We start from the raw sequence: 22,011 nt of genomic DNA on the forward strand, positions 1-22,011 counted from the left end.
TTGTAGTTTTACTTACTTCATGGTAGTCTGTGCTCGCTGCTTTAATTTTTTCTGTTTACAGTGGTCTTGAATTGAAGTTATTTCCTATTATAACAAAAAACTCAAAAATAAGAGATTTTTTTGTGTTTATTAAAATAAAATTTACTCTTCAAACATTGTTGTTAACAACCGCTTCATATCCTTTTGCCAATATTTCCAAGTATGTTGCCCGCCTTCCAATTCATGGTACGTGTAGGTGGAGCCTTTCTCTTTTAATGCTTCCTTTAATGTACGGTTTGGCTTAACAAAATCCATTTGTTTACCATCCGTCGTGTCCACATTGGTTTCGTCTGTACCAATCGTATGGTAAATGTCGATGGAGTGAATATCTTTGGCATTCTCTAATGCATCCAACACGGTTTCATCTACATAAGGAGATTGCATAATTACTTTTCCAAATGTATTTGGGTATTTTAAAGCCGTCATAAATGCAAGCGTACCAGCAAGAGAATCTCCCATTAATGCCCTCGATTGCCCCATGTGATAAGTCGGAAGGATGTCATCCAACAATGGCACCACCTCATTCACAAGAAATTTGGTGTAAGCTTCATTTTGTTTTCCACTTGGATGATATTTTTCTCTACGATCAAATTTATCCTTATAATGAATGCCTATAAAGACAGTGTTAGTGATTTCCTCTGCTTCATGCAGACGGTCACTTAATGTAGCAATTCTCCCCATTTGGAAGTAATCATTTCCATCCTGCATGATGCAGATATTGTACTTATACAATGGTGAGAATGTTTCCGGCTGATACATTTTCAATGTCATAGTTTCTTCTAAATATTTGCTTTCAATCGTTTCTTCTATCATTTTTCCTTTTCTGCCCATGTATAACACCTCAGAACTTTCTCTTGTAAATTCCCTAATTATTTCCTCTCTAAACTTGTAGGGGTACTAATTTGCTTTTTCCAATAATTGTCCCTGGTAGAGCTGATAGTAGTTTCCTTTTTGAGCAAGTAGCTCATCATGGCTGCCAGCTTCAATAATTTTTCCGTGCTCCAGCATGATAATTTTATCCGCTTCTTGAATGGTATTCAAGCGGTGGGCTACAACAAAGCTGGTTCTCCCCTCCATGAGGTATGTTAGTGCTTCATGAATTTTTAATTCAGTAATTGTATCAATATTACTCGTTGCTTCATCAAGAACCAGTATCGCAGGCTCTGCTAATAAAGCGCGAGCAATTGTTAGCAGTTGTTTCTGGCCTTGGCTGATTCCACTGCCGGTTTGATCCAGAATTGTATTGTAGCCATCTGGAAGTTTTTCAATAAAATCATGTGCATTTGCATCTTTCGCAGCTTGTATTACTTCCTGATCGGTTGCTTCCAGCCGTCCATAGCGGATGTTTTCCATTATTGTAGCATGAAAAAGAAAGGAATCCTGCAGTACAAAAGCCATATGTTTACGAAGATTAGAACGTTTAATATCTTTTAAGTCATTACCGTCAAGTGTTATTTTACCTTCATCATAATTGTAAAAACGGGATATTAAATTGATTATTGTTGTTTTTCCAGCACCCGTATGTCCGACAAAAGCAACGGTTTCTCCAGGTTTTGCCTCAAAGCTAATATCCTTTAAAATGGCGTCTTCCTCATAACCGAAGGAAACATGATCAAAAATAATATGACCATTCGTTGTATTTAATTCAATAGCACTATCCTCATCTGCTTCTTCCTGTGGCTCATCAATGACTTGAAAGACACGTTCTGCTCCTGCGATGGCTGATAAAAGGATATTGAACTGGTTGGACAACTCATTTAATGGTCGGGTAAACTGTCGTGCGTACTCCGTAAAAATTACAATTACACCAACAGTAATGAATCCCTTGATCGCCAGAATACCACCTACAAGCGCAATTAATCCAAAGCTAAGAAAGTTCAACATGTTCATTACTTTGGGAATAAACCCGGAAATAGTCAATGCCCAAAACCCAGATCGATTTAAATTTGAATTTCGTTCTTCAAATTCTCCAATTACTCGTTCTTCCTGAGAAAAAGCTTTTACTATCAGCTGCCCTGAGACAATTTCCTCAACGTAGCCATTTACTTCACCGAGGTCTTTTTGCTGTAATTTATATAAAGGACCTGTACGTTTGGTGATCCAGCGCATGCCAAGAAACATTAATGGAATAATGGACATGGTAACAACTGTCAGGATGGGGCTAAGGTATAACATTACTCCAATTGTACCAACAAGTGTTAATACACTGGAAAAAATCTGGATCACGGATTGGTTTAACGTGTTATTTACATTATCGATATCATTAGTAATTCGACTCATCAGTTCGCCGTGCTGCCTTTTGTCAAAATAAGAAATAGGTAAGCGGTGAAACTGGTAGAATAAATCCTTTCTTAATGAATAAACCGTATTTTGAGCAATCCCTACCATCCAATAATTTTGCAAAAAGATGGATAATGAGTGGAAAAGATAAATGACAATAAGCCATACGAGCAGCATACCCAGGCCTGCTGTCTGCTTTGTAACAATGAAATCATCAATAGCCATTCCGATCATGAATGGACCAAGTAAACTAAGCCCTGAGCTAAGAACAACCATGAGAATAACAAATGCCAGCTTCGCTTTTTCTCGCATCAAATAGGATGTAATTCGTTTAATGGTTCCCTTTGCATCATTTGCTTTTCGTTTTTTCTCCTTGGAAAGTTTTTCTAAGGGAATCCGCTTATATTGAAAAGGCCTTGTAAATGAATTATTCCGCATATGCATACTCCTTTCCAAACTGAGATTCTACAATGCGTCTATAAAGCTCTGAATGTTTTAACAGTTCTTGATGTGTTCCAAGTGCCAACACATTACCTTCATCCATTAGTAAAATCCGATCCGCTCTTGTGGCAGTGGATATCTTTTGCGTAATAATTAAGATAGTGCATTCATAGTCATCCACTGCTTCCAGTAAGCGGGATTCTGTTGCGAGGTCAAGTGCACTTGTACTATCATCCAGCATAAGGATTTTGGGTTGGCGAATTAATGCGCGTGCAATGGATATGCGTTGCTTTTGTCCACCTGAAAGGTTAACCCCTTTTTGGCCGATTTTGGTATCATACTGTTTAGGTAAATCCATGATCGTATCATGAATTTGAGCATCCTTTGCTGCTTGGATAATCTCATCCTTTGTTGCATCCTGCTTTCCCCATGCAATATTTTCTGTGATGGAGCCAGTAAAGAGCAGTGGACTTTGCGGTACAAAACCAATACTTCCCCGAAGATTATCCAATGTGTAAGAATCCACAGGCTGATCGTCAATCTGTACTTCTCCTTTTGTTGCGTCAAACAAGCGTGGAATCAATTGGAAAAGTGAGGTTTTTCCAGCTCCGGTGGCACCGATAATTGCAAGCTTTTCCCCTGCATTTACTCGGAATGAAATATTTTTAAGTACCATATCCTTCGCGGTAGGGTATGTGAATGATACTTCATTGAAAGTGATTCTTCCATCTGCTACGACCGTTTTCTTGTCGGCGCTTTTATCTGTTTCAGAAGCATTTTCCTCTGCAAGTACAGCCTCCAAACGATTGGCGGATGCACGCATACGGGAAAAAGCCATAATGATAAAAGTGAACATGGAAATGGACATAGCTACACGCATAGCATAGTTGACAATAGTCACCACATCACCAACAGAGGTCTGGCCCGCAACTGCTTGGGCATTCCCATACCAAATAATAAAAATCAGGCTTAAATTCATAACGAATAACAGGACAGGCATGGATGCTTCCACAAAACGAAACGTACGTCGTGTCTCTGTCGCCAGCTCTTCGTTGGAAGTAGTAAAACGGGATTCTTCGTGTTTACGCCGGAAGAATGCCTTAATTAATCGCATGCCAGCCAAATTCTCTTGCATAACACGGTTTACCTGATCGACTTTTGTCTGAACCTGATCAAACATCTTACTGGCGACTTTTAACACCCATAAAATAAATCCGACAAGCAATGGTACAGTAATAAGGAAAATAAATGCTAGCCTTGCATCCACGACAAATGCCATGATGACTCCACCAATTACGATAAGTGGCGCCTTGGCCATAATTCTTAATCCCATGAATATAGTGTTTTGTACCTGGCGAACATCATTAGTAAACCGAGTGACCAGTCCGGATGTGGGAAACTTATTTAAGCTTGCAAAGGAAAAAGCCTGAATTTTAGCAAATAGCTTTTCCCTTATATCATGGGCAAATCCCCAGGCAGCGTGGGAAGCATAAAAAGAGTTTATAATACCTGCTATAAATGCAGTGAAGGCGAGCCCAATCATAATGCTTCCCCACATTACAATATTGGACATATCCTTCGTCACAACTCCATCATTAATCATTTTACCTAGGAAAAACGGAAGCAATAACTCAACTGCCAGTTCAATAAGCATTAAAAGAAACGCAAAAATAGCAGCAAATTTATATGGTTTAATATAGGAAAGAACTGTTCTCATGCTGAACCTCCATATTTGAATGCAAAATTTCTAACTATTATAACAGTATAATAGTATTGTTTAATTTTATCCAACATTCCATTTCGGGAGGCGAAGGAATTAAGGGGAGGATGAGTTGTTGACTCGGTAAGGGGAGTGTGCGTCTCGGCTGGGGAGTGAGTTGACTCGGTAGGGCAGGCGGTAGTCTCGGGTAAGAGCTGATGTGTCGCGGGAGGTGGAAGGTCTGTCTCGAGTGAAAGGAGGCATGTCGCAAATAGACGAATGATTGTCTCGGTCAGTGCCCTGGTTATCTTGCTTACTCGAATAGTGCCTTGGCTAAAAAGGTAATTCATGCTTTTCAAGACACTGACAACTATAATTATCTTGTACTAAAGACCTCTGCTTATACGTTTGTCAGGCGATCATATGCATTAATTGTGCTGAAAAAACATATTGACAGGTTGATGTAAATTTTATATAGTTATGTTACTGTCTATTACATACGATTCCGTAGCTCAGCTGGGAGAGCGCATGCTTGACAGGCATGAGGTCGTTGGTTCGAGCCCAATCGGAATCACTACTAGAAGAAGCTGCACCTTTTCTTAGGAAAGGGTGGCAGCTTTTTTGTTGTTCTTTGTTATAGCATATGTAGACTTATATCCTCTGATAAAATCCTTAGGCTTCGCTGTATACTCACTTTTTATCCATTCACCAAAAATGTTCTAACTTTTAAAAATAGACATATAAATATAAATAGTGTAAAACAACTTGAATGAGGATAGGTGATTGCATGGATAAAGATAAGTCATCAAGACATCACAATCCAGCTGATAATTTAAAAAATGAGCAGTTGGATCGGTATCGCGTGCAAGATACTGGGAAGCCATTGACAACAAATCAGGGAAGAAAAATATCAAATGATTCAGAGACATTAAAAGCTGGAGAGCGTGGCCCTTCCTTACATGAAGACTGGCATTTTTTTGAGAAGATGTCTCATTTTGTGCAGGAAGAACAACCGGAAAGAGTTGTGCATGCAAGAGGATATAGTGCGCATGGGGAGTTTGAGTGCTATCAATCGATGAGACATGTAACAAAAGCAGGTTTTTTACAGGAACCTGGGAAGAAAACTTCGTTGACAGTGCGATATTCTACGGTTCAAGGACCTAGAGGCTCATATGATACAGCGAGGGATTTACGTTGTAAGGGTGTAAAGTTTTATACAGAAGAAGGAAATTACGATTTGACAACAATTGCGATGCCTGTATTAATTAACCAAGACCCAATGAAGTTTCCTGATGTGATGCATGCATACCAATCAAAGCCAGATGATGATATACCAACAGCTTCAGGTGCACATGATTACTTCTGGGATTATGTAGCTAGCAATCCGGAAGCACTTCATATGGTGCAATGGATTATGTCAGATAGGGGAATCGTGAGAAGTTACCGTATGATGGAATCCTGGTCCATCAATACGTATTTATTTGTGAATGATAAAGGTGTAGCAACCTTTGTTCGATTTGTCTGGAAACCTGTTCTTGGCACGCATTCGCTACTTCAGGATGAGGCTATAAAAATCGGTGGCATTGATCCGGACTTTCACCGCAGAGATTTACGAGAAGCGATTGAAAAGGGAGCATATCCAGAGTATGAATTGGGAGTACAATTAATTCCATTAGAGGATGAGTTTAAATATGATTTTGATATTCTAGATCCAGCGAAGTTCTGGCCGGAAGAGCTCATTCCTGTGCAACTTATCGGAAAAATGACCTTAAATATAAATATTGATAACTATCATACGGAATCTGAACAAGTTGCTTTTAATCCTGCAAATGTGGTTCCTGGAATAGGTTTTTCCAATGATCCCGTATTGCAGGGCAGATTAATTGCCTATCATATGGCTCAAGTGCACCGAATGGGTCCTAACTTTCAAGACTTACCAATAAACAAACCAATTTGTCCATTTCATAATAATCAGCGTCGGGGGCCTATGAGGTATCGAATTGATGTGGATCAGGTAAACTATCACGAAAATTCACTAGCAAATAACACGCCTTACACTACGCCCCCGGAAGAAGGCGGATATGAACACTATCCAAAGAAAGTGGAAGGGCATGTAGTTCGTGGGCGGAGTGAATCATTCAATGATTTCTTTACACAACCACGCATCTTTTGGAATAGCTTAACACCTGTTGAAAAGCAGCACACGATCCAAGGTTTCAGTTATCAGTTGGGGAAAGTAGAAAGTAAATCTGTCCGTCAACAAAATGTCGATCTGTTAGCAAATGTAGATAATGATCTGGCCAGCATTGTCGCCGAAAATATCGGTGTAGAACGTCCAACCAAATCACAGGTTCCTGTTTCCACAAGCTACCCTTCTCTTAGCCAAGCAAAAAGTTCTCCTTTTTATGCTTATACGCAAAAGGTAGGTGTGCTGATTGGTGACGGGTTTAATGGCCCTGAAGTAGCAAATGTGCTTCATTACTTACAGCAAAAAGGTGTTTTCATTAAAATAATCAGTGACAACCTTGGAACAGTTACTGGAAATGATGGAACTAGGCTGAAGGTGGAAGACACGTTTCTTACTTCAAGCCCGTATCTTGTTGACTCTCTTTATGTTGTAGGCGGGAATGTGAAGCAACAGGATAAATTTATGCAAGAAGTACTGGATTACGTCCATCATGCGTATAAACATTATAAACCTATTGGGGTTGCGACAAGCGGGCAGTCTTATATTCACACATCAAAAAGTAATAATTTAGCTGGAGTCGTTTTTGCTGCTAACAATCCAGACTTTAATAAAGATTTTGTGGCAGCTATTGCCCAACAACGTTTTTGGAATAGAACATAGAAATTGTATAAGATTGACTGTGTATTGAGCGCCATGTAAAAAATACAACAGATGGCATATTTACACTTATGCAACAAAATCTGGAAACATTAGTGAAGGCATTACAGTAAGGGGAGGGAGCTAATTAAGCTCTCTTTTTTTACTATTAATGTAAAAGTGCCGAATTTCGAAATAAGCCGCGTTTAGTTTTAAAATCTCTCCGTTAAAAATTTAAATTGTAAAGAGCGTTCTGATAGGTAAATTATGGTATGATAAAGGAAAATTAAAATTGCTTAGTGTAAAGGTTTACGAGATGCTCTCTAGTCTTTTTAATGCAGTAGAGTCCAGCTTTTAAAAGAACGGCCATGTGTGAGTACATACTTGGATGCCGAAAAGGGGAAACGAGATGAAAAAGTTCATATGGATCTTTGCTATATTTTTAGTACTTAGTTATTTGGCTGGTTGCTCAAATGAACAAACATCAACCTCCATCAAAGTAAATGAGTCTGATTTATCAGAACGAGAGGAAGCGATCCTTTTATCCACTGCCGAGCAGTCATTTATTTTTGATTTTAAAGCAGATCCGTCTTACAAAGAAGTGGAGCTATGGTTGGATAAATATGAATTTGGTAAAAAAACAGAGAAAGTCAATCATCTTATTTCTGACATTAAGGAGAAGGGCTATTTAATGTTTGCCATTTCGAAGGATGCAGGAGAACAGGAAATGTCTGTCTTTAATGTAGGGGTGTTTAGCAATGGAGGAACAAGCGATTTAACTAATGCAGAGCGAATCGGGGAAAAAGGATTGAAAAATATGTCTAGTGTGTGGGCTACAAATCCATTTCTTTCCGAACAGGTAAAGGAAGAAATAATACTGTCTTCCATTTGCTATAAAAGTGGAGATGGTTCCATGCATAGCCTATCAGAGGACTTTTACCGTGATGTTGAAGGAAATCTCGAAACAATAAAGAAATATGATGCAGTGTATCTTTTAAAGGCAAAATTTAATAAAACAAAAAGTCAATAACTAGCTGCTACTAATAGACCAACAATAGCTTTAAGAAGAAGATTTTACTCGCGGGTAAATTTCTGAATATATTGAAACTGGAGAGCGATGCCGCTCGTAATATAATCAGGGGTGATGTGAATGCGTGCAGATGCTGCATATATGAAAGCATACGTGTTAACTGATCGAGAATCAATACAAGTGAGTTTACGCTGTGCGATGAAGACTTTTATTTATAGACAGGTGTATAGGCCTGGGATGCTTGTTGCCACAGAACGGCGATTAGTTTTTGTAGCTGATTCTACTAAAGGCAATGAACTAATAGAGGTATTTGAATATAGGGATATAAATGACATACGTAAAAAACGAGGATTACTTAACTCCCGGATTGTCTTAAGGTATAAAACAGATATCGTGAAATTTTCACAGTTCTTAGCAGATAATGATGACCTATTGGTTAAAGTGGTGAAAGAAATGATGGTAAAAAACGAAGGGTAATTTCAAAACTGTTTGATATAGAAGAAGTTGTTGCTTAGAGTAAAGGAGGGTTTCTTTATGACCACAGCACTATATCATAAAATTGCAGACAAATTAAAATTTGTAGAGGGAGCAAATTTTGTAACAATTGAAGATACGAAGAATGTGTCAAAAGATGAATTAGTTTATTTTATTCAACATCTAGATTTATTACCTAATATAAGAAATGCCGCAAATGTTAACATTCTTGTAGATGGTGAATTCTCGGAAGCTGTTGAGGATTACCTGAACAAGCAAGGCTTTCAACTATATGATGAGATTGTAACTGTATATAAAGATTTAAAGGACCTACCAGAAACAGACAACCTTTATTCTATAAAAACATTACGTGAGATGGATCGTAATTTTTTTATAAGGGTGTGGACAGAAGTAATGAAACATTCTTTTAATTCGCCTTCCTCCTTAAGTGTAGAAGAACAGCTCCATAGTGCAGAAATTGAACTCGGACCGACATATACGGATTCATGTATAGTAGCCTATGAAAATACCAAGCCACTTGGCGTTATTATGCCGCATCTAGAACCGGGAACTAAGGATGAGGGAAGGTTATTTTATTTTGGTCTCGTACCAGATGAGCGTGGAAAAGGGAAAAGCGTTCTTCTCCATCAGCAAGCTTTACAATTACTGCGATACCAATTTAATGCTTCCTACTATATTGGTTCTACCAGCTTAAAGAATGTGCCAATGATCCAGACCTTTGTACATAACGGCTGTAAACGAATAGAAAAGAATAAAGTATATAAACGAAGGAAGGGTTAGTAGTTTTATCTGGGAAGGTGTGAAGCTAAGCTATATAACCAAAGGAGTTTTCTTAAATGCTAAAATTTAGAACGATAAATGTAGATAGGGATAGAGAGCTTGTGCTTACATTTCGAAGAGATTCGTTTGTAGTAAGCTTTGGAAATGGGAACGATTTTCACGAAGAGGAATATCTTGAATGGTTGAAAGAAAAACAAAATGAGAATTCAACAAACTTTGTACTCGTGTTAGAAGAAGAGGCTTATATTGGACAATTGGAGCTATCTATTCGGCAATATGATGAAAAATATATAGGTTATGTTCATCTGTATTATTTGATCCCCGATAAAAGAGGGAAAGGATTAGGTTCGGAGTTAAATACATATGCGGAGAATTTTTTCAAACGTCATGGGGTGAGCGAGTATCATTTACGCGTTTCCCCGACGAATACATCAGCTTTATCTTTTTACCGAAAATTAGGGTTAACTGTAATTGGTGAGGAATTGGATGGAAAAGTGATTCGTATGAGAGGACAAGTAAGTGGGTGAAATGTTAAATGGAAGAACAGCTTTTCATAAATGAATTTGTTTTTTCTTGTGAGCGCCATTTGCAACAAAATTTAATTGGTGTATATCTGCATGGCTCGTTGGCGATGGGATGTTACAATCCTCAAACTAGCGATATAGATTTACTTGTAGTTGTAAAAAAACGTCTTACAGCTGATACAAGAAAGAAACTTATAGAAGAAATACTCTTATTGGAAGAGAAATATTATTCCTGTCATTTAGAGATGAGTGTGATTTTAGAGGAACAAGCAAAACAACCTCATTATCCTACGCCTTTTGATTTACATTATTCAAAAGAGCATAAAACAAAGTATGTGGAATACCCCAATTATAGCTGTTCAGATGGATTTGATTCTGATTTGGTAGCACATATGATGATTACCTATTATCGGGGAAAGATGCTTTACGGAAAAGAAATACATCAGGTTTTTTCTCCAATTAAGCAGGAATATTACATAGCCGCCTGCCTGCTAGATGTGAATGATTCGCGTTGGAAGATTAGAGAGAAGCCTGTTTATTATTCATTAAATTTGTGCCGAATGCTGTATTTCTTAAGAGAGGGAATCATAGCATCAAAGCAGGAAGGCGGGGAATGGGCGCTGAATATACTGCCTGGTAAGTATCTTAATTTGGTGGGTACATGTTTAACTGTTTATAACGGACAACAACAAGAAATGGAGATAGATGAAATTGAAGCAACCAATTTTGCTGTATATATGCTGAAGCAAATAGATAATGGGGGAATTTAAAATGAATATAACAAAGCTTTCTGTGCGCTTCCAAACCTTTGCTGAAGAGTGTAAAGGTTCAAGCAGGTTGTATGAAGTGTTATCTAATGAAATTGCGAAAGATGAGGAGTTGCTCTCTATTACGGCTGATACTCGAATTGGGCAGCCAGTTCCGAATATGTTATTTGGTGCTGTGCAATACATGCTGCTGAAAATTGCAGACCATGAATTAAAGAGATTTTATAGAAGTATGGTAGAAAAACCGAGACCAGCAACAGAGGCCTTTCCTTATTTTAAAGATTTCTGTTTCAATTATAGAAGCGAAATTAGTGATCTATTAAAAAGCAAACTCGTTCAAACAAATGAAGTGCGTCGCTGTGCGTATCTCTATCCGGCTTTTTGCTATGTATATGAAAAAATAAAGAAACCATTAGCCCTTATTGAAATTGGCACAAGTGCAGGCTTTCAGTTGCTATGGGATACATATGCTTATTCTTATGGATCAGCTGAAATATATGGTAATACGCAAGCAGACATCGTGCTGGAAGCAGAAGTGAGAGAAGGAAAGCTTCCAGATTTTATGCAGAGTCCTCCCCCTGTTAGCAAGCGAATTGGTCTTGATTTACATATAAATAATGTTAAAAATTCAGAAGATCGACTTTGGCTAAAAGCACTTATCTGGCCTGAACACGTAGATCGAAGAGATTTATTTGATAAGGTGGCAAGTCAGGTACAGGCTGCAAACCTCCAATTAATAGAAGGAGATGGGGTAGCGATGCTGCCAGAGCTTGTTAACGAGATATCGAGTGAAATGGCCGTCGTAGTCTTCCACACCCATGTTGCTAATCAGTTTTCGAATTTGTTGAAGGAAGAACTCCTCCAACAAATTCATTCCATTGGCAGTAAGAGGGACATTTTCCACCTGTATAACAACATGTATGATCGTTATTTACATTTGGACTATTATTTGCAAGGCGGAAAGGTCTCCCATATTGTTGGAGAAACGGAGGGACATGGCAGGTGGTTTACTTGGAATCTATCTGGTAAATAATGCAGTTGTGTTCCTGTCTCTTAAATCAGACGATCTCTCTCTCAAATTTCTGAGAAGTCTCTCATACCTGGTCGTTTTTTCTCATTTGCGTTTAGGCGTCTCTCAAACTATTGAGCTTGTGGCTCATATAGCCAGGCGAGTGTCTCAAATTTATAATTTCTCTCTCATTTAGTTCAGAAAAATCTGCTTTACAAATAATTATTTCTCCTATAGTATAAATAGTTAGAATTTTATTACTTCAGGAGTGTGAGAATGGTGCAGACCTTTGAGTTTTCTGATACATTAAAAAGACTCCCGGAACAGTTTTTTGCCAGTCTTGTTATGAAAGCAAAAAAGCTGACGGATGCTGGGCATGACGTTATAAATCTTGGACAGGGAAATCCTGATCTACCTACACCACAGCATATCGTGGATGAATTAAAAGCTGCTGCTGATAACCCAACATATCATAAATACTCTCCGTTCACTGGGCAACCTTTTTTGAAACAGGCCATTGCCTCTTTTTATAAGCGGGAATATGGAGTGGATATTGATCCAAATACAGAGGTTGCTATTTTATTTGGTGCTAAAACGGGGTTAGTGGAAATCAGTCAGTGTCTGTTAAATCCAGGTGATTTAGCATTAGTGCCAGACCCAGGTTATCCAGATTATATGTCGGGTATTGCTCTGTCGAATGCGATACCAGCCTATATGCCTTTGCTGGAGAAGAATGACTTTTTGCCGGATTATGGCGAGTTAGATGAGAAAACATTGGAAGATGCAAAGCTATTGTTCTTGAATTATCCCAATAACCCTACTGCGGCAACCGCAAATAAGAAATTATTTGATGAAACAATTGCTTTAGCCAATAAATATAGCATTTGTGTTGTACATGACTTTGCTTATGGTGCAATCGGTTTTGATGGGGAAAAACCTCAAAGCTTTTTACAGTCGGAAGGGGCTAAAGACGTTGGGGTAGAAATGTATACTTTATCAAAAACATATAATATGGCTGGATGGCGAGTTGGTTTTGCGGTGGGAAATCCTTCTGTTATTAAAAGCTTAAATTTAATCCAGGATCATCTATATGTAAGTCTTTTTGGAGCGGTGCAGCAGGCTGCTGAAAAAGCATTGCTTGGCGATCAGTCTGCTGTTGAAAAATTAGTAAATACATATGAAAAAAGACGTAATGTATTTGTGGAGAAACTTCAAGAGATTGGCTGGAATGTACCGAAATCCAAAGGCACCTTCTTCACTTGGCTACCTGTACCAGATGGTTATACCTCCGAAACATTTTCAGATCTTCTGCTGAACGAAGCGCATGTGGTAGTGGCTCCAGGAAATGGGTTCGGTAAAAATGGGGAAGGTTATGTACGTGTAGGCCTGCTGGCAAGTGAAGAGCGATTAATAGAAGCTGCAGAAAGAATCGGAAAAATGGAGATATTCCAAAAAAAGCATTGACAAAAGACTTTTGTCGGATTATGATAAAAGCTACCTAATTGAATAGTAAGAATTTTTCTTATCGAGAGTGACGGAGGGAAAGGCCCTGAGATGTCACAGCAACCTTCCAATTGGAGTGGTGCTACTTCCTGCAGAATGTTTTCATTCTGAGAGATAAGTGTTGATAAATCGTTTATCATTCACCCTCTTTCATAATGAAAGGGGGTTTTTGTATGGATTATAAATAGGTGGCTTATTAGTAAAATGCAGGATGGGAAGGTACGAGTCTATGATTGTAATTAAGGATTTATCTAAAATTTACAAAGCAAAAACAGGCCATGTTGTCGGAGTAGATAAGGTTAATTTAGAAGTACATAAGGGAGAGATTTACGGTATTGTTGGGTATAGTGGAGCCGGAAAGAGCTCTTTAATTCGCTGTATGAACATACTTGAAAGGCCAACCTCCGGTAAGGTAATTGTTGATGGAGTCGATTTACTAAGGTTATCTCCAAAGGGGCTGCGTAAGGCAAGGCAGTCGATTGGAATGATTTTTCAGGGATTTTATTTAGCTTCAGCAAAGACAGTATTTGATAATGTCGCTTTTGCTTTAAAAGCAGCTGGCATCCCAACTGAAAAACGAAAAAAACGTGTGCTTGAGTTACTCAAGCTTGTTGGATTAGCCGATAAAGCAGAGCAATATCCTGCACAATTAAGTGGTGGTCAAAAGCAACGGGTTAGTATTGCTCGAGCCCTTGCTAACAACCCAAAGGTTTTACTTTGTGATGAGGCAACCTCCGCGCTTGACCCGAGCACGACTAAATCTATATTAGCTTTATTGAAAAAGATTAATCATGAGCTTGGAATTACTATTGTGTTAATTACGCATGAGATGGAGGTCGTGAAGGAAATCTGTGACAGATGTGCCGTTATGCAGGACGGCAAGATCATTGAACAGGGAGCTACTTATGAAATATTCTCTAACCCTAAAGAAGAACTTACCAAGCAATTCATCGACACGGTATTAAATTTTGATCTGCCTAAACAACTTTTGGAGCAATGTAAAGGGATGATTCTCCAGCTTCAGTTTAGAGGTGATCTTGCAAGTGATCCAATTGTTTCCGATATGCTACAAGCACATAAAGTTAGTGCGAATATTCTTCACGGAAAAGTAGAGTACATTAAGGAAAAGCCACTGGGGATTTTTATTATGGAGCTATTAGGTGACTTGGATGAAATGGAAAGAGCAAGAAGATATGTGGAAGAGCGATTACAGCAGGTGGAGGTGATTCAGCATGCTCGATAGAATCATAGAAATTTTACCAGAACTTAATGTGGCTTTCTATGAAACATTGATTATGGTAGGTATTGGATTACTCGTTGCTCTTATAATAGGTTTACCTGTTGGTATTCTTTTGTTTGTAACGGAGCGGGGATTATTCTGGCAAAATCGTGTGGCGAAGACAATACTAGGCGTTATTGTAAATCTGATCCGCTCTATACCGTTTATTATTTTACTTGTGTTCCTACTCCCATTTACCGACTTTCTTGTTGGAACAACAACAGGAGCCATCGCAGCATCTGTTTCGCTTTCCGTTGCGGCAATTCCATTCTATGCGCGAATCGTTGAATCTGCTGCCAGGGAAATTGATAAGGGAGTCATTGAAGCTGCCATTGCAGTTGGCGCTTCTCCGTGGTTAATCATTAAGGATATTATCCTCCCTGAGACGAAGCCGGGATTAATTAGTGGAATAACCATCACAGCAATTAGCCTGATTGGCTACTCCGCAATGGCTGGAACAATTGGTGGCGGTGGAATTGGCGATTTAGCTATTCGTTACGGATACTACCGTTATGACGATACGGTCATGTTCACTACCGTAATTGTACTTATTGTTCTTGTGCAATTCATTCAATATCTCGGTGATTTTATCGCGAAGACAGTGAATAAGAGATAGTCGTGGTCCAACTTTCCGTTTTAAAAAATGTAATGAAATTAAACTGGAGGGAAATAAAATGAAAAAAATCGTATGGGTATGCACAGCATTACTTTTAATTTTAGTAGTAGCTGGTTGCGGAAAAGATGCAGCAGGAAGTAATGAAGAAACGAAGAAAATTCAATTTGGAGCAACAGTTGGTCCTTACAGCGATATGGTAACCAAAGCAATTGCTCCCCTTTTAGAAGAAAAGGGATACGAGGTAGCCAATCAGGAATTCACCGATTACGTACAACCAAATAAAGCACTACATAACGGAGACCTGGACGCTAACCTGTTTCAGCACAAAATCTATATGGAAGCTTTTGCAAAAGAAAACAATATGGAACTCTCTGAAGTAATAATTGTTCCCACTGCACCAATGGGTTTATACTCAGAAAAATATAGCAGTATTGATGAAATAGAAGAAGGAAGTCAAATTGCTATTGCTAATGATCCTACCAATCTTGCAAGGACACTTGGTATGCTTGAGGATGAAGGGTTGATTACAATTAGTGATAAGGTAGATGCATTAACTGCATCTGTCAAAGATATTATCGGAAATCCGAAGAACTTGAAATTTGTAGAAGTAGAAGCTGCTCAACTTCCACGTTTGGTAGAAAGTGAAGATCTTTCTGCTGTTCCAGGTAATTATGCACTTGCCGCAGAAATGGACTTACTGGATGCATTAGCACTCGAAGATATGCCTGATGATTACCGAAATAGAGTGGTCATAAATACAAAGGATGTAGATAAACAGTTTGCCAAGGATATAAAAGAAGTTATCGAATCAGAGGACTTTGAGAAAATAATCGATGAAAAGTTCCAAGGATTCGGCAAACCAAAATGGATGAAGAAATAGTATTTTCCCCTCCCTTATTTACTTTTTTTCAAAAGTGAGTAGGGGTTTTTTTATGAATCATACTATAACAAGATATTTACTGGATACATAGAATAGTGTCATAAATATGTAAAGGTCTAAAGTACTAGATTAATTTTCTTATATTGGATACATATGGTTATTTAGACTTATTTCAAAGTAATTACCATTATTATTGTTGACTCTCCTAAAGGGCATATCTATACTAAATGTTGGTTGTAACATTTTAGACATTAAATTGTAAAAAAGTGTTAGTTTTTGTAAAAGGAGGTACCTCTTTCTTATTATTCGTCATACTATTTTAAATTTATTGTAAAGGAGAAAGTGAATATGTCGAAAAAAGTTATTTTCGTAGTTTTAGTGTTTTTTGCAATTATAGCTGCAGGATGCAGTAACAAAGGGGAAACAGAATCTGCATCAACTAGTTCAGCAGGGAAGAGTAAGACAATAGAAGCTTCTATTGAAAACGCTACTTATATGTTAGTAAATAATGATAATGGTACTTCTGAAGGAGAGACTGGAACGTTAGCTATTGATATAAAGGTTAAAAATGTAACAGATTCAGAGGTTAATGTAAGCCCAAGTCGTAGTATTAAATTATATGATGAAGATCAAGAGCTAGATGCCGACTCTGATGCGACATACGAATTGGAATCTGCTGACGGAGAAATTGGAGCAAATAAGTCAAAAGATCTAAAAGTAGCTTTTACAGTTGAAAAGGATAAAAAATATGAGTTAGCTATTCGTCCTACTTCAATGGGAGGAGAAGATGAAGAAGCCAAGCTTGAGCTGGACACTTCAAAATATAATGAAAGCTTTGAAACGCTGGAAGACCCTGCAAAAGCATTAACAGCGTATATTGAAACAATTTATCTTGATGTAGACAACGCAGATTATGAGAAGTTAGTATCAGCAGACAAAGCAGCGTTGCAGGATGAAGGAAAGAAAGGTTTTAAAGAAAATATTAATACAGTCTTCTATGAAGGCGTACCTGATAAGCATCTTGATAAATTCTATAACGGGTTTAAGTCTGCACTTGCTGAAAAAGCTGAAATGCAAACATCAACACTTGAAAATGTGAATGGTAAGGCGGTTGTTAGTATAGAATATTCAGCTCTTCCTTTAAATGACTTATCTGAGATGGTGCGTGAGTATCAACAGGAATATTTGGATAATAAAGAATACGACCGTGAGAAGGCAAATGAATATGCTTTATCAAAATTTGATGCAATGGTAAATAAATTAGAAATTAAGTCTGGAAATGATATGAAAATAAAAATGCTGCAAGAGGACGGTAAATGGACAATTGATACTTCAGATTACAATAGTGAAGACATTGTAGACACATTTGCTGCTGGAAAGGTTTACTAAGAATGAGTAAGAAAACAATGATGATTTCCGGTTTAGCCGGATTAGTTGTAGTCCTCTTGATTAGTTTTTTTATTCTTCAACAGAATCATAAGCCTGATAAGGTAGTTCAACAATTTGAAGATGCTGTAAAGCAAAAAGATACGGAAACGCTAAAAGAACTGATAGTTCCGGATAATAAGAAAGCGGCAGTTGAGAAGGGTACGTTAACTGCATTAAATACTTATCTAAATGAAAATCATAATAGTTTCGAAGTAATTAAAGATGGCCTGGATAAGCAAATTAAAGACAAAAGCTTTGGTACGTCCAATGAACAGATTAGTTTAATTGAAACAGGAAAAGATATGGGGATTTTTCCAGTCTATAAGCTTGAAGCAAAAACGGTAAATATTAAAGTAAGTGGTCAGAATGAAGACGATGATATTGCACTTGAGGTTAATGGGTTAAAAAAATCTCTTAGTAAGACGGATGAAAAAGAAGAAAAATATGGACCTTTATTGCCTGGGCAATACGAGCTAGAAGCATCTGTTAAAAATCAGCTTGGTATGTTTAAACATAAAGAAAAAGCAGATGTATGGGGGAATAAGCAGGTTACTGTTTTAGTAGAACCAGAGAAACTTGTGCAGGAAAATAAAAAAATTAATGAAGACATCATGAATACAACCGTTAAGTTTAATGAAAATCTTTCTGTATTTATGACATCTGGGTTAAACGCAAAAAGTTTTACACATAGTACAGAGCAATTCAAAAAGGATTTTGCTGGTTCCGAGGATTATTTCGAATTGGTTAAGACGGGTATAGACGAAATTCAGTCACAGTATTTAAGCGCTGTTGTTAATGAGAGTGCAATGGATATTAACTATTTTGATGGGCAATGGACAGCAGAGGTAGAAGCTGTTGTAGATTATAATGAAAAAGTGAAAATTAAAGGGACCAAGAAGTTTGAGGATGCGTCCTACCAAGCACTGAGAAAATATTCGCTTGAATATAATAAAGATAAGAAAAAATGGTTAATTCAATCGATTGAAGACATCATGGCTGATGGTACAGAACCTGATTATTGGGATAAAAAGAAGGAACTGAAAGTAAGTAATCCACCTGTCAATACGTGGAATGCAAAAAGTACATCCATTTAAATGTAAAAGGAAGCACGCAACATGTGCTTCCTTTTTTCTATTGTATATAAGTCAGTCAAATTATGTGAAAGGTAGACCACCATAGTCCCGATAGAACGCTGGTCTGTAGCGGTTGAATTGGTATTTGTCTCAGTAGGGGATCCTTTTGTCTAGGATGAGAGCATACTTGTCTTGCAAAATTAGGTGATAGTCTCAGACAGGTATCGAGGAGTCTCAGTAAAGGGGCTTTCTATCTCATTTAGGCGGATGCCATTTCATAAAGGTTACATGCATAGTTATAGTTCGCATTCTTCCCATTCAAATAGGGCAACATAATTTTGGGAGGAATGTTGAAATGAGATATAGGTTCTTTTTAGTCATGGTGTTCATTTGTATATGTTTTCCCATTCATTCTGCTGCTGAAAAAACGCTTTTGAAAGCTGCTTTTATCCGTGATAATCAGTTATGGCTAATACAAGACGATAAAGAAACTCAACTCACCGAAGATAGGCATGTTGACTCACCAAAATGGTCCAGGGATGGCCGATTTATTGCCTTTTTGGATAGAGATCTATCTGGCGATAAGGCCCAATTATATATTTATGATTTAAAGGAAGAGGAAATTTATCAAGCCTATCCAACGATTGAAACGGAAGAGTTTCATTGGTCGCCTGTGTCGAATCAATTGGCTTATTTATCTGGTGGTTTATTAAATGTAACTAAAATAAGGAACGGACGACCGGAAGGCTTTAAAAATGTAAGTTTGGGTGTAAGTAATTTTAATTGGTTCCCGGATGGAAAGGCGTTTATTGTTTCATCACCAGCAAACCTGCTTCCGACGGGGTGGGGGCCGGTGCATTTATTTAAAGTGCCTGTGGATACAGAGCTAGATACAAATAAAGTAAAGCCATTCTACACAATAAAGACGAACATAAATGATTTATTTGCTATTGACGCAACATACTTCAAGTGGAGTCAAGATGGAAGATGGATGAGTTTTTTGGCAACTCCAACTGCATCATGGGCAATGGACAGTAATACACTTTGTGTACTATCTTCTACCGGACAGAAATTTCAAGAAATCGGAAAAATGCTATGGTATAAAGATTGGATCCAATGGTCTCCGTTTGAAAACACAATAGCATTCATTTCTGGAGAAGGTAGATTTTTCGTTAAAAATAAACATACAACCATTTTGGACATACCTGTATGGCGGAACGAATCGAACTATACTCCACCAGGATTTGTCGATTTGGATTTAGCTTGGTTAACAAAGAAGAAGGTCCTCGTCGCAAGGGCCGAAGAAAACAAAGAGTGGGAAGAAGGGCCAGTCCCAACAATGTTTACAAGGCTTTATGAAATAAATATTGATTCAGGCAAACAGAAGCAAATCTCTTTCCCAAAAAAGAACGAACTGGATACTGATCCTCAGGTTGTTGGTTCTTATATTACATGCTACAGATCTACCTCAAATAAAGAACAAGGAGAAATATGGGTAAAAAATGGAGTGGGGAAATCATATCGGTGGTTAAGGAATGTGGATCAAGCACCAGTCTTCTATTATGAAAAGCCTTTCTTATAAAAATGTAGAGAAGTGAAACTTTTTAGCGGTCTCTTTCGTCTTATATAGTATAGTACAAGGAGGCCCCGTGATGAAAAAAATATTCGGACTTGTTATTATCATCTTTAGTATACTTGTTTTTCCAATTGAATCCTTGGCAGTCGATTATTCTATTGATAACTCCCGGATTGATGCATATTTACAGCCTGATGGAAATGTAATGGTTACAGAAAAGCATACATATCAATTTGAGGGAGAGTTTAATGGAATTACCCGAACACTAATCCCGAAGGAAAATACAAAGATAATTGACGTAACTGCAGAAGAGAAAGGGAGTAAACTTGATATTGAGCAAGAGGACAATCTATACAAGATTCATCGTAAAGGGGAAAATGAAACCATTACCATTGAAATTTTTTATACAATTGAAAATGGAGTGGAGGTATTCTCAGACGTAGCCCAATTTTATTGGCCTTTCTTTGATGAAAGCAATGAATCTGATTATGGTAACATGAACATATTTGTACATCCGCCTGAAAAGACGGGAAATGTGATTGCATATGGGAAGGATGCAGCAGCAAATTCAGCAGATACCCAACGTGATGGTAGAGTTCATTTTTCCATGGGGCAGGTGGATAGCGGGGCAAACGGTGATATTCGAGTTGCCTATGATGCTTCATTATTTCCAAACGCCCCAATAGCGAAAGATCAGGCAATGAAACAGGACATTCTAGCAGACAAAGAAAATTTGGAAAAAGAACAAGCTGCATTTGAACACCGTCAGGATTTATTGTCCGGCATGGCGCCTTTCGTTATTGGTGTTTTTGTTTTTTATTTGTTAGCATTGTTAGTTTATGCAGTAAAACAGCGACGTGCTGTTCAATTGGAAGTAGAACATCAATATGTTTCTGCTCATTTTGTTCCGGATCTGAAGATGAGTCTTCCTGCGACTCTTTCTTTTATGAAATCCGGTTTATTTGATGCGAACGTGTTAACTGCTTCACTTCTTGATTTAGTAAGAAAAGGTTATGTGAAGAAAGAAAAAGAAGATACGTTTTTCATTATTCATATGCAAACAGATTATCAGCATGAAAACATCTTATTGGATTGGCTATTCTATAAAATTGGTGATAACGGGACTTTTCATCTGAAAAATTTAAAAGATTATACTGATGACGAATCCAACCACGAAACATATTGGAAGGACTTCGAAGCCTGGAAGCAAGCTGTAAAAGAAGAAGTGAAAACGCATAAATTAGTAGATAAAAGAACCAAGCTTCGTACCATTATAGGCTTATCTAGTATTATTGTAGTTCCCTTTGCGGTTTTGTTTGGAGTCCATGAATTATTCCTGTCTATGTTTTTGGCTATTTTGTTATTTGGAGCATTACTGATTTTCGCTGCTCTGTTTCGTAATAAAACTGTAAAGGGTGCTATTCTATACAAGCAGTGGAAGGAATTCCAGGAGAAATATCCGGCTATGAATGATAAAGACTGGCAGGATTTACACAATGATGATCAAAAACGAGCCTTTATCTACAGTATTGGATTAAATGATAAACAACTGGATAAAAAGAATGAACAGATAAAAGAAGTGTTACCGCAGAATGATAGATATAATGCAGATATTCTTTCCTTCTTATTAATCGCCAGCCTTGTTCAGAATCAGTTCGAGGATTCGCATACGGTATCCGCAGCAAGCACTTCCTCTGGAGGTAGCCCGGGGGGAGGAGCTGGAGTTGGTGGAGGCGGAGGAGGTTCAGGTGCATTCTAGCATATATCT

The 22,011-nt window shown here is 37.8% G+C and carries 18 protein-coding genes, 1 tRNA gene and 1 riboswitch; of the genes, 16 read left to right on the forward strand and 3 right to left on the reverse strand.

Annotated features, from left to right (window positions below):
• Positions 1-141: 141 nt before the first annotated feature.
• From BME96_RS04885 to BME96_RS04895, 3 genes are all read right to left on the reverse strand, one after another.
• Positions 142-870 (reverse strand): alpha/beta hydrolase, encoded by a 729-nt coding sequence (locus BME96_RS04885; RefSeq protein ID WP_019378874.1) that lies wholly within the window; start codon positions 868-870, stop codon positions 142-144.
• Between the two features lie 66 nt (positions 871-936).
• On the reverse strand, positions 937-2,757 hold the full coding sequence (locus tag BME96_RS04890) for an ABC transporter ATP-binding protein (RefSeq protein WP_071648460.1): 1,821 nt from the start codon (positions 2,755-2,757) through the stop codon (positions 937-939).
• Positions 2,747-4,477, reverse strand: coding sequence for an ABC transporter ATP-binding protein (locus BME96_RS04895; protein ID WP_060680009.1), 1,731 nt, complete (start codon positions 4,475-4,477; stop codon positions 2,747-2,749). Before BME96_RS04895 ends, BME96_RS04890 begins: the two co-directional genes overlap by 11 nt.
• A gap of 483 nt (positions 4,478-4,960) precedes the next feature.
• Between BME96_RS04895 and BME96_RS04900 the strand changes: the two genes are divergently transcribed.
• The 16 genes from BME96_RS04900 (at position 4,961) to BME96_RS04975 (ending at position 22,002) form a co-directional block, all read left to right on the forward strand.
• Positions 4,961-5,033 (forward strand) — tRNA-Val (locus BME96_RS04900).
• Between the two features lie 213 nt (positions 5,034-5,246).
• A complete protein-coding gene (locus BME96_RS04905; protein WP_071648461.1) occupies positions 5,247-7,307 on the forward strand; it encodes a catalase in 2,061 nt (686 codons plus the stop codon).
• 385 nt (positions 7,308-7,692) lie between these two features.
• Positions 7,693-8,313: a hypothetical protein gene (locus tag BME96_RS04910; RefSeq protein ID WP_071648462.1), complete on the forward strand. Its 621-nt coding sequence runs from the start codon at positions 7,693-7,695 to the stop codon at positions 8,311-8,313.
• A 120-nt stretch (positions 8,314-8,433) separates the two neighbouring features.
• The gene (locus BME96_RS04915; protein WP_071648463.1) at positions 8,434-8,790 is read left to right on the forward strand and encodes a PH domain-containing protein; all 357 of its coding nucleotides are present in this window, start codon (positions 8,434-8,436) and stop codon (positions 8,788-8,790) included.
• A 57-nt stretch (positions 8,791-8,847) separates the two neighbouring features.
• Positions 8,848-9,588, forward strand: a complete 741-nt coding sequence (locus tag BME96_RS04920) for a GNAT family N-acetyltransferase (RefSeq protein WP_071648464.1) — start codon at positions 8,848-8,850, stop codon at positions 9,586-9,588.
• A gap of 56 nt (positions 9,589-9,644) precedes the next feature.
• A complete protein-coding gene (locus tag BME96_RS04925; RefSeq protein ID WP_019378885.1) occupies positions 9,645-10,115 on the forward strand; it encodes a GNAT family N-acetyltransferase in 471 nt (156 codons plus the stop codon).
• 8 nt (positions 10,116-10,123) lie between these two features.
• Positions 10,124-10,882: an aminoglycoside adenylyltransferase domain-containing protein gene (locus BME96_RS04930; RefSeq protein WP_071648465.1), complete on the forward strand. Its 759-nt coding sequence runs from the start codon at positions 10,124-10,126 to the stop codon at positions 10,880-10,882.
• A gap of 1 nt (position 10,883) precedes the next feature.
• Positions 10,884-11,912: a DUF2332 domain-containing protein gene (locus BME96_RS04935; protein WP_071648466.1), complete on the forward strand. Its 1,029-nt coding sequence runs from the start codon at positions 10,884-10,886 to the stop codon at positions 11,910-11,912.
• A gap of 255 nt (positions 11,913-12,167) precedes the next feature.
• Positions 12,168-13,352 carry a pyridoxal phosphate-dependent aminotransferase gene (locus BME96_RS04940; protein WP_071649955.1) on the forward strand — a complete coding sequence of 395 codons (1,185 nt, stop codon included), beginning with the start codon at positions 12,168-12,170 and terminating at the stop codon, positions 13,350-13,352.
• Positions 13,353-13,407: 55 nt separating this feature from the next.
• Positions 13,408-13,512, forward strand: a riboswitch (SAM riboswitch).
• A gap of 108 nt (positions 13,513-13,620) precedes the next feature.
• Positions 13,621-14,634 carry a methionine ABC transporter ATP-binding protein gene (locus tag BME96_RS04945; RefSeq protein ID WP_071648467.1) on the forward strand — a complete coding sequence of 338 codons (1,014 nt, stop codon included), beginning with the start codon at positions 13,621-13,623 and terminating at the stop codon, positions 14,632-14,634.
• Positions 14,624-15,286, forward strand: coding sequence for a methionine ABC transporter permease (locus BME96_RS04950; RefSeq protein WP_071648468.1), 663 nt, complete (start codon positions 14,624-14,626; stop codon positions 15,284-15,286). The genes BME96_RS04945 and BME96_RS04950 overlap by 11 nt, the downstream gene beginning before the upstream one ends.
• A gap of 58 nt (positions 15,287-15,344) precedes the next feature.
• Complete coding sequence (locus BME96_RS04955; protein WP_071648469.1) at positions 15,345-16,166, forward strand: MetQ/NlpA family ABC transporter substrate-binding protein; 822 nt, start codon at positions 15,345-15,347, stop codon at positions 16,164-16,166.
• A gap of 348 nt (positions 16,167-16,514) precedes the next feature.
• Complete coding sequence (locus tag BME96_RS04960; protein ID WP_071648470.1) at positions 16,515-17,555, forward strand: DUF5105 domain-containing protein; 1,041 nt, start codon at positions 16,515-16,517, stop codon at positions 17,553-17,555.
• 2 nt (positions 17,556-17,557) lie between these two features.
• Entirely contained in the window at positions 17,558-18,688 is a 1,131-nt protein-coding gene (locus BME96_RS19345; RefSeq protein ID WP_083547415.1) for a TcaA second domain-containing protein, read from the forward strand.
• Positions 18,689-19,022: 334 nt separating this feature from the next.
• Positions 19,023-20,249, forward strand: coding sequence for a TolB family protein (locus tag BME96_RS04970; RefSeq protein ID WP_071648471.1), 1,227 nt, complete (start codon positions 19,023-19,025; stop codon positions 20,247-20,249).
• Between the two features lie 70 nt (positions 20,250-20,319).
• A complete protein-coding gene (locus tag BME96_RS04975) occupies positions 20,320-22,002 on the forward strand; it encodes a DUF2207 domain-containing protein (RefSeq protein ID WP_071648472.1) in 1,683 nt (560 codons plus the stop codon).
• Positions 22,003-22,011 lie beyond the last annotated feature (9 nt).

Source organism: Virgibacillus halodenitrificans (genome assembly GCF_001878675.1).
Taxonomy (GTDB): domain Bacteria; phylum Bacillota; class Bacilli; order Bacillales; family Amphibacillaceae; genus Virgibacillus_Q; species Virgibacillus_Q halodenitrificans.

Coding starts and splice junctions, on each gene's coding strand:
- BME96_RS04885 (WP_019378874.1), bottom strand. CDS start 870: ATGGGCAGAAAAGGAAAAATGATAGAAGAAACGATTGAAAGCAAATAT.
- BME96_RS04890 (WP_071648460.1), bottom strand. CDS start 2,757: ATGCGGAATAATTCATTTACAAGGCCTTTTCAATATAAGCGGATTCCC.
- BME96_RS04895 (WP_060680009.1), bottom strand. CDS start 4,477: ATGAGAACAGTTCTTTCCTATATTAAACCATATAAATTTGCTGCTATT.
- BME96_RS04905 (WP_071648461.1), top strand. CDS start 5,247: ATGGATAAAGATAAGTCATCAAGACATCACAATCCAGCTGATAATTTA.
- BME96_RS04910 (WP_071648462.1), top strand. CDS start 7,693: ATGAAAAAGTTCATATGGATCTTTGCTATATTTTTAGTACTTAGTTAT.
- BME96_RS04915 (WP_071648463.1), top strand. CDS start 8,434: ATGCGTGCAGATGCTGCATATATGAAAGCATACGTGTTAACTGATCGA.
- BME96_RS04920 (WP_071648464.1), top strand. CDS start 8,848: ATGACCACAGCACTATATCATAAAATTGCAGACAAATTAAAATTTGTA.
- BME96_RS04925 (WP_019378885.1), top strand. CDS start 9,645: ATGCTAAAATTTAGAACGATAAATGTAGATAGGGATAGAGAGCTTGTG.
- BME96_RS04930 (WP_071648465.1), top strand. CDS start 10,124: ATGGAAGAACAGCTTTTCATAAATGAATTTGTTTTTTCTTGTGAGCGC.
- BME96_RS04935 (WP_071648466.1), top strand. CDS start 10,884: ATGAATATAACAAAGCTTTCTGTGCGCTTCCAAACCTTTGCTGAAGAG.
- BME96_RS04945 (WP_071648467.1), top strand. CDS start 13,621: ATGATTGTAATTAAGGATTTATCTAAAATTTACAAAGCAAAAACAGGC.
- BME96_RS04950 (WP_071648468.1), top strand. CDS start 14,624: ATGCTCGATAGAATCATAGAAATTTTACCAGAACTTAATGTGGCTTTC.
- BME96_RS04955 (WP_071648469.1), top strand. CDS start 15,345: ATGAAAAAAATCGTATGGGTATGCACAGCATTACTTTTAATTTTAGTA.
- BME96_RS04960 (WP_071648470.1), top strand. CDS start 16,515: ATGTCGAAAAAAGTTATTTTCGTAGTTTTAGTGTTTTTTGCAATTATA.
- BME96_RS19345 (WP_083547415.1), top strand. CDS start 17,558: ATGAGTAAGAAAACAATGATGATTTCCGGTTTAGCCGGATTAGTTGTA.
- BME96_RS04970 (WP_071648471.1), top strand. CDS start 19,023: ATGAGATATAGGTTCTTTTTAGTCATGGTGTTCATTTGTATATGTTTT.
- BME96_RS04975 (WP_071648472.1), top strand. CDS start 20,320: ATGAAAAAAATATTCGGACTTGTTATTATCATCTTTAGTATACTTGTT.